This is a genomic window from Methylobacterium sp. Leaf106 (genome assembly GCF_001422895.1).
Taxonomy (GTDB): domain Bacteria; phylum Pseudomonadota; class Alphaproteobacteria; order Rhizobiales; family Beijerinckiaceae; genus Methylobacterium; species Methylobacterium bullatum.
The window spans coordinates 18,283-31,702 of sequence record NZ_LMNB01000034.1 but is presented as its reverse complement, the minus strand read 5'-3'; the positions used below and the strand labels follow the sequence as shown (position 1 = coordinate 31,702).

Genomic DNA, 13,420 nt, shown 5'->3' with positions numbered 1-13,420 from the left:
AGTGCCGGAGGCGTCAGGCCGCCAGCGCCTCGTTGAGGAAGGCCTGGAGCTGGGCCTGATGTTTCGAGAGAAGGCCGACCGCCGTCGAGGCCGAGGCCGGGCGGCCGACATAACGGGCCCGCTTCACCTGGGACTGGGCCTGGCCGAGCACCCATTCGAGATACGGATCGACGAAGGACCAGGCGCCCATGTTCTTGGGCTCCTCCTGGCACCACACCACCTCGGCGTTGCGGAATCGCGCCATCTCGTTGGCCAGCGCCTTGAGCGGGAACGGATAGAGCTGCTCCACGCGCATCAGGTAGACGTCGTTGACGCCGCGCTTCTCGCGCTCGTCGTAGAGGTCGTAATACACCTTGCCTGAGCAGAGCACGACGCGGCGGACCTTGTCGTCCTTCACCAGCCGGACGCCGTCCTCCTCGTGCTCGGCATCGTCCCAGAGCACGCGGTGGAAGGTCGACCCTTCGGCCAGCATGTCGAGGTTCGACACCGCTCGCTTGTGGCGCAGGAGCGATTTCGGGGTCATCAGCACCAGTGGCTTGCGGAACTCGCGGTTCAGCTGTCGGCGCAGGATGTGGAAGTAGTTCGAGGGCGTGGTGCAGTTGGCGACCTGCATGTTGTCCTCGGCGCACATCTGCAGGAAGCGCTCGAGGCGCGCGGAGGAATGCTCCGGCCCCTGGCCCTCGTAGCCGTGCGGCAGCAGCAGCGTCAGGCCGGACATGCGCAGCCACTTGCGCTCGCCCGATGAGATGAACTGGTCGATGACCACCTGCGCGCCGTTGGCGAAGTCGCCGAACTGCGCCTCCCACAGCACCAGGGCGTTGGGCTCGGCCAGGGAGTAGCCGTATTCGAAGCCGAGCACGGCCTCCTCGGAGAGCATCGAGTTGATGACCTCGAGATTCGCTTGGCCCTCGCGGATCGAGTTCAGCGAGGTGTAGCGCTGCTCGTTCTCCTGATCGATCACCACGGCATGGCGCTGCGAGAACGTCCCGCGCTCCACGTCCTGGCCGGACAGCCGGACCCGGTGACCGTCGATGAGGAGCGATCCGATGGCCAGAGCCTCGGCGGTCGCCCAATCGATGCCCTTGCCCGTCTCGACCGCCTTGGCGCGGTTGTCGAAGAAGCGCTGGATGGTGCGGTGGAGATGGAAGCCCGGCGGCGGCGTGGTGATGCGCTGGGCGATCTCACGCAGGGTGTCGGCGGGCACGCCGGTCTTGCCACGGCGCGGATCGTCCACGTCTTCGCGCACCGCCTTGAAGCCGGACCAGCGACCGTCGAGCCAATCGGCCTTGTTGGCCTTGTAGTTGCCAGCGACCTCCAGCTCCCCGTCGAGCATGGCGCGGAATTCGGCCTTGCGCGTGTCGAACTGCTCCTGCGTCAGCACGCCTTCGGCGATGAGCCTCTTGGCGTAGGTCTCCAGCGCCGTCGGGTGCTTGCGGATGCGCTGATACATCTTCGGCTGGGTGAAGGCCGGCTCGTCGCCCTCGTTATGGCCGAAGCGACGGTAGCACAGCATGTCGATGACGACGGGCTTGCCGAACTTCTGGCGGTACTCGATGGCGATCTTGGCCGCGAAGGTCACGGCCTCCGGGTCGTCGCCGTTGCAGTGGAAGATCGGCGCCTCCACCATCTTGGCGACGTCCGACGGATAGGGCGACGAACGCGAGAAGCGCGGATCGGTGGTGAAGCCGATCTGATTGTTGATGATGAAGTGGATCGAGCCGCCGGTGCGGTGTCCTTTCAGGCCCGACAGGCCGAGGCACTCCGCCACCACGCCCTGGCCGGCGAAGGCCGCGTCGCCATGGATGAGAAGCGGCACGACGCTGGTGCGCTGCACGTTCGGCTTGGCCCGCTGGTCCTGCTTGGCACGGACCTTACCCAGCACCACCGGATCGACGATCTCGAGATGGGACGGGTTGGCGGTCAGCGAGAGGTGGACGTTGTTGTCGTCGAACGTGCGGTCCGACGAGGCACCGAGATGGTACTTCACGTCGCCCGAGCCCTCGACCTCGGCGGGCGAGGCCGAGCCGCCCTTGAACTCGTTGAAGATCGCGCGGAACGGCTTCGACATGACGTTCGAGAGCACGTTGAGCCGGCCGCGATGGGCCATGCCGAGAACGATCTCCTTGGCGCCCAGCGCGCCGCCGCGCTTGATGATCTGCTCCAGCGCCGGGATCATCGATTCCGAGCCGTCGAGACCGAAGCGCTTGGTGCCGGTGTATTTGAGGTCGAGGAACTTCTCGAAGCCCTCCGCTTCCACCAGCTTGTTCAGGATCGCGCGCCGGCCCTCGGGCGTGAAGGAGATCTCCTTGCCCTTGCCCTCGATGCGCTCCTGAATCCACGCCTTCTCCTCCGGGTTGGAGATGTGCATGAATTCGACGCCGAGGGTCTGGCAGTAGGTGCGCTCCAGGATCTCGACGATCTCGCGGATGGTCGAATATTGCAGGCCGAGCACGTTATCGAGAAAGATCGGACGGTCCCAATCCTTCTCCTCGAACCCGTAATGCTGGGGATGCAACTCCTCGTGGTCGCCACGCGGGGCGAGGCCGAGGGGATCGAGCTTGGCGTGGAGATGGCCGCGCATGCGGTAGGCGCGGATCAACATGATCGCGCGGACGGAATCCTTGGTCGCCTGCTCCACCGATACGCCGCTGGCAGCGACCACCGCCGCGCCGTTGGCGACCTTGGCGCCATCGAGCTTGGCGGTGTCCGATTTCGCGCGGATCTTGTCGCCCACCGCCTTCTCGACCGTGGCCCAATTACCGTCGAGGGCCGAGACCATCTCGCCATTGGCATGAACCGGCCAGTTCGGCTTCTGCCAGGAGGCACCCGCGGCGTTCTTCTCGGCAAGGCCGCTCTCGTCACCGAGGGATTTGAAGAAATCCTGCCACTGCTGATCGACCGAATGCGGATCGCGGGCATAGGCCGCCTGCAATTCCTCGAGATAGGCGGCGTTGCCGCCGGTGAGGAACGAGGTTTCGAGAAGCGCGTCCTGGCGGGCCATCGTCGATCATCCTACCGCTTTTGTCGGGGAAGCCGCCCCTGCGGCCCGCCCCTGCTCCCCCCCGTGGCGCCGACGGGCGCTTCGATGGGGATGTCCGAGTCGACGCGGCGCTCAGGCCGCGTCGCTTCTTAGATAGAGGCTGCGGGACGATTTTGCACCGCAACACAAGTGACAGATTCCCCTCAGCCTCAACCCTTGAGGACGTCGACGAGGGTGCTGCCGAGGCGTGCCGGCGAGGGCGAAACTCGGATGCCGGCGGCTTCCATCGCCGCGATTTTGTCCTCGGCGCCGCCCTTGCCGCCGGAGATGATGGCACCGGCATGGCCCATGCGGCGGCCCGGAGGGGCCGTGCGCCCGGCGATGAAGCCGACCATCGGCTTGCGACGGCCGCGCTTGGCCTCGTCGGCGATGAACTGCGCCGCCTCTTCCTCGGCCGAGCCGCCGATCTCGCCGATCATGACGATCGATTCGGTCTTGTCGTCGGCCAGGAACAGTTCGAGCATCGAGATGAACTCGGTGCCCTTCACCGGATCGCCGCCGATGCCGACCGCCGTGGTCTGGCCGAGACCGGCATTCGTGGTCTGGAACACGGCCTCGTAGGTCAACGTGCCGGAGCGCGAGACGATGCCCACCGAGCCCGGCTTGAAGATGTTGGCGGGCATGATGCCGATCTTGCACTCGCCGGCCGTGACCACGCCGGGGCAGTTCGGCCCGATGAGGCGCGACTTCGAGCCTTCGAGGGAGCGCTTCACCCGCACCATGTCGAGGACCGGAATCCCCTCGGTGATGCAGACGATGAGGGGGATTTCCGCCTGAATTGCCTCGCAGATGGCATCGGCGGCACCGGGCGGTGGCACGTAGACGACGGAAGCATCGGCACCGGTGGCCTCGCGTGCCTCGGCCACGGTGTCGAAGACCGGGAGGCCGAGATGGCTCGCGCCGCCCTTACCCGGGGAGGTGCCTCCGACCATCTTGGTGCCGTAGGCGATGGCCTGCTCGGAATGGAAGGTCCCGTTCTTGCCGGTGAAGCCCTGGCAGATGACCTTGGTGTTCGCGTCGATCAGGATGGACATGGGTACTCTCAGCCCTTCTTCACGGCGGCGACGATCTTCTGCGCGGCATCGTCGAGGTCGTCGGCGGGGATCACGTTGAGGCCGGAATTCCGGATGATCTCCTTGCCCTTCTCGACGTTGGTGCCCTCCAGACGCACCACCAGGGGTACTTCGAGGCCCACCGTCTTCACCGCGGCGATCACGCCGTTGGCGATCACGTCGCACTTCATGATCCCGCCGAAGATGTTGACGAGGATGCCCTTCACCTGCGGATCGGCGGTGATGATCTTGAACGCCGCCGTCACCTTCTCCTCGCTCGCGCCGCCGCCGACATCGAGGAAGTTCGCCGGCTCCTCACCGTAGAGCTTGATGATGTCCAGCGTCGCCATGGCCAGGCCCGCGCCATTGACCATGCAGCCGATGGTGCCATCCAGCGCGATATAGGCGAGGTCGTATTTCGACGCCTCGATCTCCTTGGCGTCCTCCTCGGTCTCGTCGCGGAGCGCCACGATGTCCGGATGACGGTACAGCGCGTTCGAATCAAACGAGATCTTGGCGTCCAGGCATTTGAGATGGCCGTCGCCGGTGAGCACCAGCGGGTTGATCTCCAGCATGCTCATGTCCTTGGCGGTGAACGCCGCGTAGAGCTTGGTGGTGAGGTCGCCGGCTTCCTTGGCCTGCGCGCCGGTGAGGCCGAGAGCCTTGGCGACGGCCCGGCCGTGATGCGGCATGATCCCGGTGGCAGGATCGACCGAGAAGGTGATGATCTTCTCGGGCGTGTCGTGCGCCACGGTCTCGATATCCATGCCGCCTTCCGTGGAGACGACGAAGGCGACCCGTCCGGTCTCGCGGTCGACGAGCATCGACAGGTAGAACTCGGCGGCGATCTGCGCGCCTTCCTCGATGTAGAGGCGGTTGACCTGCTTGCCGGCCTCGCCGGTCTGGATCGTGACCAGCGTCTGGCCCAGCATTTCGCCGGCAAACTGCTTGACCTCGTCGATGGACTTGGTGACGCGCACGCCACCCTTGGCACCGGCGGGCGCGCCCTTGAAGGTGCCCTTGCCACGTCCACCTGCATGGATCTGCGACTTCACCACCCAGACCGGACCGCCCAGCTCCTTGGCGGCTGCCTCGGCCTCTTCCGGCTTGAAGATCGGCACGCCGCGGGAGACGGGCAGGCCGAACTCCTTGAGCACCGCCTTCGCCTGATATTCATGGATGTTCATTAGGACATTTCCTCGCCTCGTCCCGCGGCAACGCGCGGGATTGGAAGACACGACACACCGGCCTCGTTCACGCCGACGGGAAACCCGCCGGCGCGCGACGCTTCTTGTGAGATTTCAGGCCAGCGCCGGGTTCACGGTCTTGCAGGCTTCGATCAGGGTCTTCACGGCGCCCACCGACTTGTCGAACATGGCCTTCTCGTCGGCGTTGAATTCCACCTCGAGGACGCGCTCGACACCGCCGGCACCGATCACGATCGGGACGCCGACATACATGCCGTCGATGCCGTACTCGCCGCTGAGATAGGCGGCGCAGGGAAGCACCCGACGCTTGTCGCGCAGGTAGCTCTCGGCCATGGCGATGGCGGAGGCGGCCGGGGCGTAGAACGCCGAACCGGTCTTGAGCAGGTTCACGATCTCGCCGCCGCCCTTGCGGGTCCGCTCGACCATGGCGTCGAGCTTCTCCTGGGTCGTCCAGCCGAGCTTGACGAGGTCCGGCAGCGGCACGCCGGCCACGGTGGAGTAGCGAACCAGCGGCACCATGTCGTCGCCGTGGCCGCCAAGCACGAAGGCGGTGACATCCTCCACCGAGACCTTGAACTCGTCGGCCAGGAAGTGGCGGAACCGCGCCGAATCGAGCACGCCGGCCATGCCGACGACCTTGTTGGTGGGCAGGCCGGAGAACTTCTGCAGGGCCCAGACCATGGCGTCGAGCGGATTGGTGATGCAGATCACGAACGCGTCCGGAGCGTGCTCCTTGATGCCGGTACCGACGGCTTCCATCACTTTGAGGTTGATGCCGATCAGGTCGTCGCGGCTCATGCCGGGCTTGCGCGGCACGCCGGCCGTGACGATCACCACGTCGGCCCCGGCAATGGCCGAATAATCGCTGGCGCCCGTATAGGTGGCATCGAACCCGTCGACCGGAGCGGATTCCGCGATGTCGAGGGATTTGCCCTGGGGAACGCCGTCGACGATGTCGAACAGGACGACGTCGCCGAGTTCCTTCAGGCCCGCCAGATGCGCGAGGGTTCCGCCGATCTGCCCGGCGCCGATAAGCGCGATCTTGCTGCGTGCCATGGAAAACGAACCTCCAGTATCGGTGCCGATCCGCGATGCTCCGTCCGAACGGACGGGCTCATTGTCGAGGTCGCGATCGCACGTTGATTTCGCCGCGACGGTGTGGCGGAAAAGTCCCCATGCTTCAACCCGACGTGGTCGGCGCCAAGCAGAGTTCGGGCCAGAGGCGGATCGGGCCGAAAGAAGGTGGTTGTGATAAAATCCTGTTGGTCGAAGGATTTAGGCAGCCGAAGCTCCCGCCGGTTCGACGGCAAAGCTTCGGTGACAGGCTGAGATAATTGTCACTTCGCCTAAAGTGCGCCCATCCGTAGCACTTTCTGGATGGCCTGGATCACGGCGCCGAAGCGTGCCTGAATCAGGTCGACGGGCAGGTCGGAATCGTGCTGCATCGCCAGCGGATGGGTGAACCGGTAGCTCGCGTCGAAGATGTAGGCGATCGCCCGTTCGCGGTCCCTGGCGACGAAGGCGCCCGCCGCGATCCCCTCCTCCACCACCCGTTCGACCAGGCTGCGCAGGCGCACCCGATGACGCCGGGCGATGGGCCGTGCCGCCACCGTCGCGTCGAGATGGACCGCGAACAGGTGAGGCTCCCGCGCCAGCACCTCGCGCTGGGCGCTCGCCAGGGCCATCAGCAGGCGTTCGATCTTGTCGTCGGCCGGATCGGGCGCATCGGCGATGCGGGCGAGTTCCGCCTCCACATCCCGGAGCCAGCGCCCCGCGACGGCATCGAGCAGGGCGTCCTTGGAAGGAAAATATCGGTAGACGTTGGCATGGGTCATGCCCGCTTCGGCGGCCACGGCCACGACCGTCACCCGTTTGTGCCCCAGGCGCGCCAGATGTTCCGTCGCAATCGCGAGGAGGCGCGCATCCACCGAGAGCGGTGCGGGGCTGGTCCGGCCAATTCGAGCCTTGGACCTGTCGGGCGGACGAAGACCCATCATGGGTGAAGCATCATCGCTGCCGGCCGAATCATAGCCGACCACAAAGGACGTACCTGCCGTCTCCATCGATACTCCAGCCGGCGCTGATAAGGAGGGCGGGCCGTATCCGGAGTCGGCGTCGTCCCCGCTTGTCTCGCTGAGTCCGAGACAGCCAGAGGGCCATAGCCGGTCAGAAGCTGTTCTTCCAGGCCCTTAATGCAGTGAACACTACCTCCGATGGTGAATTAGGAGCAAGATTCACTGCTTTAGCCAAATCGGGCTCCGTGGAACGGAGGAATGGATTGGTCGCGCGCTCGTGTTTCATGGTCGTCGGGATCAAGAAACGGCCCGCGGCCTTGGCCTCCTCCGCCTGAGCCATGCGATCCTTCAACGGCTGGTTGTCGGGATCGGCGGCCAGGGCGAAACGGGCGTTGGCGAGTACGTAATCGTGGCCGCTGAAGACCAGGGTGTCGTCCGGCAGAGGAAGAAACCGCTGCAGCGACCGCCACAGCGATTCGGGCGTGCCCTCCACCACCCGTCCGCAGCCCAGGGTGAACAGGGTATCGCCGGCGCAGACGACCCCCGCCTCGGCGAACCAGTAGGTGACGTGGTCGAGGCAGTGGCCCGGCGTCTCCCAGACCTCGGCCTCGAGGTCACCCACCCGGACGAGATCCCCCTCGGCGACGGAGACGTCCACCTCCGGCACGTGCGGGCCTGCCTTGCGCGGGGCGGTCACCCTCGCGCCCGTGCGCCGCTTCACCTCCGGGATCCCCTCCACATGGTCGAGATGCCGGTGGGTCACGAGGATGTCCGTGAGCGTCCAGCCCGTCTCGTCGAGGGCCTTCAGCACGGGAGCCGCCTCGGGCACGTCGATGGCGGCGCAGGCGCCCGTCGCGGGGTCGCGGATCAGAACGCCGATATTGTCGCTGCGGCAGAGGAAGGTGCGGATCTCGGGGCGGGAGACGGTCACGAGGCGTTCCTGTCTGTGGCGCTGCTGTCCTGAGGCAGAAACCGACGCGTCAGGGCGGAGTTCCGCCCTGACGCGGCATGCCGGCTTGTGGGCGAGCGGTCTCGTCCCCATTGATCCGATTCCGACCCTGCGTCAAAGAACCCTGCAACCTCGACAACGTCCGGCCGCGCCGGAGCAAGCCGCCCCATGCGCCTCGACGTGACCGATCTGCGCGCCTTCTATGCCAGTCCGCTGGGCGGTGTGACCCATCGCATCGTCGGGCGGGCGATCCATGGGTTCCTCGGCTCGGTCTCCGGCCTGAGGGTTCTAGGCCTCGGCTATGCGACGCCCTATCTCGGGCCGGTCCACGTGATCGCCGAGCGCACCCTCGCCTTCATGCCGGCGACCCAGGGCGTCGTGAACTGGCCCGGCGGCGGACGATCCTGCTCGGCCCTCGCCGACCCGACCATGATGCCCCTGCCGGAAGCGGCGGTGGACAGGGTGATCCTGGTCCACGCCCTCGAATCGGTGGAGAGCCCCACCGAATTGCTGCAGGACGTCTGGCGGGTGCTGACGCCCGGCGGGCGGATGATCCTCGTCGTGCCCAATCGGCGCGGAGTCTGGGCCCGCCGCGATACGACGCCGTTCGGCCACGGCCAGCCCTACAGCCGCTCCCAGCTCGGACGGCTGATGCGGACCACCCAGTTCTCGCCGGAAGGATGGGCCGAGGCCCTCTACATGCCTCCGGTGAACAGCCGGCTCTGGCTGAGGACGGCCGGCGCCTGGGAGAAGGTCGGCACCGGCCTCTCCCTCCCCTTCGCAGGCCTCCACGTCATCGACGCCACGAAGCAGCTCTACCGTCCGGTGGCGGTCCGTCAGGTGCAACGGGCCGCCCGCTTCGCTCCGGCGAGGGTCCTCGTTCCCACCCCTTCTCCGGGTTGAACCCGAACACCCGCTTCAAGGCATTCGCTTCCATGTTCAGCCTCATCGACCCGGAGGCGGCGCTCCACAGCTTCGTCTTCGCCTTCTCCAGCCTGTTCTCGATCGTCAACCCGGTGGGCTCGGCGCTGATCTTCTCACAGATCACCGCTCAGAACTCGCATCAGGAGCGGGTGGAGATCGCCAAGCGCATCGGCTTCTACTCCGCCTTGATCATGCTCGCGGCTCTATGGGCGGGGGCGCCGATCCTGAACTTCTTCGGGGTGTCCCTGGGTGCGCTGCGGATCGCCGGCGGCCTCGTGGTCGCGGCCTCAGCCTGGACGCTGCTGAGCGCACCCGAGGTCCGCGAGGCCCGGAAACATGCCGAGGCGACCCATGACACCACCGACAGCGTCGCCGACGTGGCGTTCTTCCCCCTGACCCTGCCCTTCACCACCGGCCCCGGCACCATCGCGGTAGCGATCGCCCTGGGGTCGAACCGGCCCGCTCCCGGCCCCGACCGCATCGGCTTCTATCTCGGCATGTCGCTGGCGGCCCTCGCCATCGCGATCCTGGTGAGATTCACCTACGGCTCGGCCGACAGGGTGGTGACGGCCATCGGCCCGGTGGGAGCGCGGGTCCTCGGCCGGCTCTTCGCCTTCCTGCTGCTTTGCATCGGCACTCAGATCACCGTGAACGGCGTCGGCGACGTGCTTGGACCGATCCTCGCCACGAGACACTGAGCTTTCACCCCTCATCCCCCTCGCCTTGGCATAGGCCGGCCGAGGCTGTACCGCAGGCGCGACGTTTCGAGGAAGGGCGACAGGATGCGGCTCGCAGTGGTTGGCGCCGGGGGGCGCATGGGGCGGATGCTGATCCGGGCGGTGGCGGAAGCCGAGGGATGCACCCTGAGCGGCGTCATCGCGCGCGAGGGTTCGCCGGCCCTCGGCCAGGATGCGGGGGCGCTGGCCGGCCTGCCGCCCCTCGGTGTCACCGTCACCGACGATCCGCTCACAGTCTTTGCCGCCACCGACGGCGTCCTCGACTTCACCACGCCGGCGGCCACGACGTTCTTTGCCGAACTCGCCGCCCAGGCCCGCATCGTCCACGTCGTCGGCACCACCGGCCTCGCCGAAGCGGACATCGCCAAGCTCATTGCGGCGGCGCACCATGCCCGCATCGTGCGTTCGGGCAACATGTCGTTGGGCGTGAACCTGCTCGCCGGGCTGGTCCGCAAGGTCGCCGCGGCTTTGGGCGAGGATTTCGACATCGAAATCCTCGAGATGCATCACCGCATGAAGGTGGACGCGCCCTCCGGCACGGCGCTCCTCCTCGGGGAGGCGGCCGCTGAGGGGCGCGGCGTCAGCCTCGCCGAGACCCGTGTCTCCACCCGTGACGGCCATACCGGCGCGCGGCGCCCCGGCGATATCGGCTTTGCCACCCTGCGCGGCGGCACGGTGGTGGGCGACCACAGCGTGACCTTCGCCGGCCCCGGCGAGCGCATCACCATCAGCCACCATGCCGAGGACCGCGCGATCTTCGCCCGTGGCGCCGTGCGGGCGGCGTTGTGGGCCCATGACAAACCTCCGGGCCTCTATGGCATGGCCGACGTCCTCGGGCTCTGATACGAGCGCCCGGTCATTGACTGTTCAGGTCGGCCGGTACACCAGCCCCGCAGGCGCAGATTCTGTTGCGTCGCACCATTCACCGAGAAATAGGATGGACGTCCGATGGAGCGCCTGCTCGTCCTCGCTCGCCACGGCCAGAGCGAATGGAACCTCAAGAAGCTTTTCACCGGCTGGCGCGATCCGCAACTCACCGAGCTCGGCATCACCGAGGCCAGGACCGCCGGCCGCTGGCTGAAGCAGCAGGGCTATGCGTTCGACGTCGCCTTCACCTCCAACCTGCAGCGGGCGCAGCATACCTGCGCGCTGATCCTGGAGGAGATGGGCCAGGGCGGCATCGAGACGGTCCGGTCCGAGGCGCTCAACGAGCGCGATTATGGCGACCTGTCGGGCCTCAACAAGGACGATGCCCGTGAGCGCTGGGGCGACGCCCAGGTCCACCAGTGGCGCCGGTCCTACGACATTCCGCCCCCCGGCGGGGAAAGCCTGAAGGACACTGCGGCGCGTGTGCTGCCCTATTACATCCAGACGATCCTGCCGCGCGTGATGGCCGGCGAGCGCGTCCTGGTGGCCGCCCACGGCAATTCGCTGCGCGCGCTCGTGATGGTGCTCGACGGAATGACCACGAAGACCATCGCCAGCCTCGAGATCGCCACCGGCATCCCGCTCGTCTACCAGCTCAAGGCCGACACCACGGTGGAGAGCAAGGCCGTCCTCGAGCGGGACATCGACCACGACGCCTGACGGCATATCGCGGTGCCCCCCTCCGCCGGTCGAAAGCCTGTGTCCTTGAAGGCGGCAAGGCGGACGGGCTCGGCCGGGCGGTGCGGCGCCACGGGCTCGCCGCCGCCCTCCCGGGACGCTTGACAGTGGAGAGGTGTGGGCCGACCCATCGTCGAGCGAGCCTTCCTCACGAAGGCCGCGCGAGCGCTTCGCCTTGACCGGAGACGTCTCGCGTCCGAACACCTGACCCGGAGTCGCGATCATCGGCTCCGCCCCGGAGAATCCATCCGATGCGTCTGCGCAATCTCGTCCGTCCGGTCGTGGCACTGGCCCTGATCGCCGGGCTCTCGTCGGGCGCCATCTCCGTGGCTCGGGCCGCCGATACGGTCTTCCCATCGAGTTCGCGCTTCGGCTTCTCGCCCGCATCGGACATGGCGCTGTCCAAGCGGTTCTCCGGCTTCGAGCGGCTGGAAGGCGGCGCGACGCTCTCCATCGTCGAGCTGCCGCCGACGGCCTTCGTCGACTTGGAGAAGAGCTTCACGGACGAGAACCTGCGCACGCAGGGGTTCGTCGTCGCGACGCGCGAGGCCATCAAGGTGGCGGGCGACGTGGACGCCGTGCTCTTCACCGGAGAGCAGCCAGCGCCTGAGGGCGCGGCCACCCCGGCCATCAAGAAATGGCTCCTGCTCGTCGGCGACACCACGGTCACGGGCATCATCATCGCCCAGACCGTGCCGGATGCCGAGACGCCAGAAACCATGCGGAACATGCTGACCAGCGTGAAGATCCGGCCGGAACTGACCCTGGACGAGCAGGTCGCGGCCCTGCCGTTCCGCATCCGCGAGTCGGCCGGGTTCCGGCCCGTCCGGGTGCTCGCGGGCAATTCGGTCCTGATGACGCAAGGCCCGAAGGACCAGATGCTGAATCTCGAACAGCCCATCCTGGTCCTGGCCCAGGCCGTCCAGCAGCCGCCGCAGCCGGAACAGCGCGATGCCTTCGCCCGCGCCGCGCTCTATTCGAACCAGACGATGAAGGATTTCGCGGTGGAGCGTTCGCAGACCTACCGCCAGAACGGCGTCGACTGGCACGAGATCGTCGCCCGCGCGGTCGACGGCCCTTCGAACACGCCGGTGGTGGTGTCCCAGACCATCCGCTTCGCGCCGGACGGCTACCTCCGCGCGCTCGGCGTGGTGCGGGCCGACCAGCGCAGCGCCATGCTGTCGAAGTTCCGGGAGGTCATCGACAGCGTCGAGGTGAAGTAACGGCCTCGTCGCCTCGTCGCGGACGCATCATCCGGGACGAGGCCATTCGTTCGGGCGGATGCCTCAGGCGGCATCCGCAGGATTGGCCGCCGCCTTGGGTCCGCCCTTGGCGACACCCACGAGGGCCGGGCGCAGGACCCGGTCGCCGATGACGTAGCCGGACTGCATCACCTGCACCACCGTCCCGTTCGGAACCTCGGCATTGGGGACTTCGAACATCGCCTGATGCCGGTTGGGATCGAAGCGCTGGCCCTGGGGCTCGATGAGCTTCACCCCGTGCCGCTCCAGGGTCTTGGCGAGATCGCGCTCGGTGAGCTCGATCCCGTCGATCAGCGCCTTGAGCGGACCCTCGGCGGTGGAGGCGGCCTCCGCCGGCACGCTCTCCAGCGCACGACGGATGTTGTCGGCCGCGTTCAGCATGTCGCGCGCGAAATTCGTGACCGCATAGGTCCGCGCATCGGCGACCTCGCGCTCGGTGCGCCGGCGCAGGTTCTCCATTTCGGCCAAGGTGCGCAGGACGCGATCCTTCAGCTCGTCGCGCTCGGTGATCAGGCTCGCCAAGGCGACGGCGTTGTCCTCCGTGCGCGCCTCGGGCTTCACGTCGGTCTCCGGCGCCGTCTCGGCGCGCTGCCCGTCATGCTCCATGTCGTTCGCCATCATCGCTCTT

Annotated in this window: 12 protein-coding genes; 5 read left to right on the top strand and 7 right to left on the bottom strand. The window is 67.1% G+C overall.

Going from position 1 to position 13,420, the window contains the following annotated elements; translation table 11 throughout:
- Window positions 1-13: 13 nt before the first annotated feature.
- From ASF34_RS19745 to gloB, 6 genes are all read right to left on the bottom strand, one after another.
- A complete protein-coding gene (locus tag ASF34_RS19745) occupies window positions 14-3,001 on the bottom strand; it encodes a 2-oxoglutarate dehydrogenase E1 component (protein ID WP_056163811.1) in 2,988 nt (995 codons plus the stop codon).
- Window positions 3,002-3,189: 188 nt separating this feature from the next.
- Window positions 3,190-4,074 (bottom strand): succinate--CoA ligase subunit alpha, encoded by an 885-nt coding sequence (sucD, locus tag ASF34_RS19740; RefSeq protein ID WP_056163806.1) that lies wholly within the window; start codon window positions 4,072-4,074, stop codon window positions 3,190-3,192.
- A gap of 8 nt (window positions 4,075-4,082) precedes the next feature.
- Window positions 4,083-5,279, bottom strand: coding sequence for an ADP-forming succinate--CoA ligase subunit beta (gene sucC, locus ASF34_RS19735; protein WP_018045795.1), 1,197 nt, complete (start codon window positions 5,277-5,279; stop codon window positions 4,083-4,085).
- A gap of 114 nt (window positions 5,280-5,393) precedes the next feature.
- On the bottom strand, window positions 5,394-6,356 hold the full coding sequence (gene mdh / locus ASF34_RS19730) for a malate dehydrogenase (protein ID WP_018045796.1): 963 nt from the start codon (window positions 6,354-6,356) through the stop codon (window positions 5,394-5,396).
- 290 nt (window positions 6,357-6,646) lie between these two features.
- Window positions 6,647-7,297, bottom strand: coding sequence for a TetR family transcriptional regulator (locus ASF34_RS19725; protein WP_244475858.1), 651 nt, complete (start codon window positions 7,295-7,297; stop codon window positions 6,647-6,649).
- A 169-nt stretch (window positions 7,298-7,466) separates the two neighbouring features.
- The gene (gene gloB, locus ASF34_RS19720; RefSeq protein ID WP_018045798.1) at window positions 7,467-8,246 is read right to left on the bottom strand and encodes a hydroxyacylglutathione hydrolase; all 780 of its coding nucleotides are present in this window, start codon (window positions 8,244-8,246) and stop codon (window positions 7,467-7,469) included.
- Window positions 8,247-8,432: 186 nt separating this feature from the next.
- Here gloB and ASF34_RS19715 point away from each other — a divergent pair, with 186 nt between their 5' ends.
- From ASF34_RS19715 to ASF34_RS19695, 5 genes are all read left to right on the top strand, one after another.
- Entirely contained in the window at window positions 8,433-9,167 is a 735-nt protein-coding gene (locus tag ASF34_RS19715) for a class I SAM-dependent methyltransferase (RefSeq protein ID WP_018045799.1), read from the top strand.
- Window positions 9,168-9,199: 32 nt separating this feature from the next.
- Complete coding sequence (locus ASF34_RS19710) at window positions 9,200-9,886, top strand: MarC family protein (protein ID WP_026176268.1); 687 nt, start codon at window positions 9,200-9,202, stop codon at window positions 9,884-9,886.
- Window positions 9,887-9,970: 84 nt separating this feature from the next.
- On the top strand, window positions 9,971-10,768 hold the full coding sequence (gene dapB / locus ASF34_RS19705; protein ID WP_056163803.1) for a 4-hydroxy-tetrahydrodipicolinate reductase: 798 nt from the start codon (window positions 9,971-9,973) through the stop codon (window positions 10,766-10,768).
- A 105-nt stretch (window positions 10,769-10,873) separates the two neighbouring features.
- On the top strand, window positions 10,874-11,512 hold the full coding sequence (locus tag ASF34_RS19700) for a 2,3-bisphosphoglycerate-dependent phosphoglycerate mutase (protein WP_018045802.1): 639 nt from the start codon (window positions 10,874-10,876) through the stop codon (window positions 11,510-11,512).
- A gap of 269 nt (window positions 11,513-11,781) precedes the next feature.
- Window positions 11,782-12,753 (top strand): hypothetical protein, encoded by a 972-nt coding sequence (locus tag ASF34_RS19695; RefSeq protein WP_056163800.1) that lies wholly within the window; start codon window positions 11,782-11,784, stop codon window positions 12,751-12,753.
- Window positions 12,754-12,816: 63 nt separating this feature from the next.
- On the opposite strand, the gene grpE is transcribed toward ASF34_RS19695, so the two are convergent.
- On the bottom strand, window positions 12,817-13,413 hold the full coding sequence (gene grpE, locus ASF34_RS19690) for a nucleotide exchange factor GrpE (protein ID WP_056163797.1): 597 nt from the start codon (window positions 13,411-13,413) through the stop codon (window positions 12,817-12,819).
- Between the last annotated feature and the right edge of the window lie 7 nt (window positions 13,414-13,420).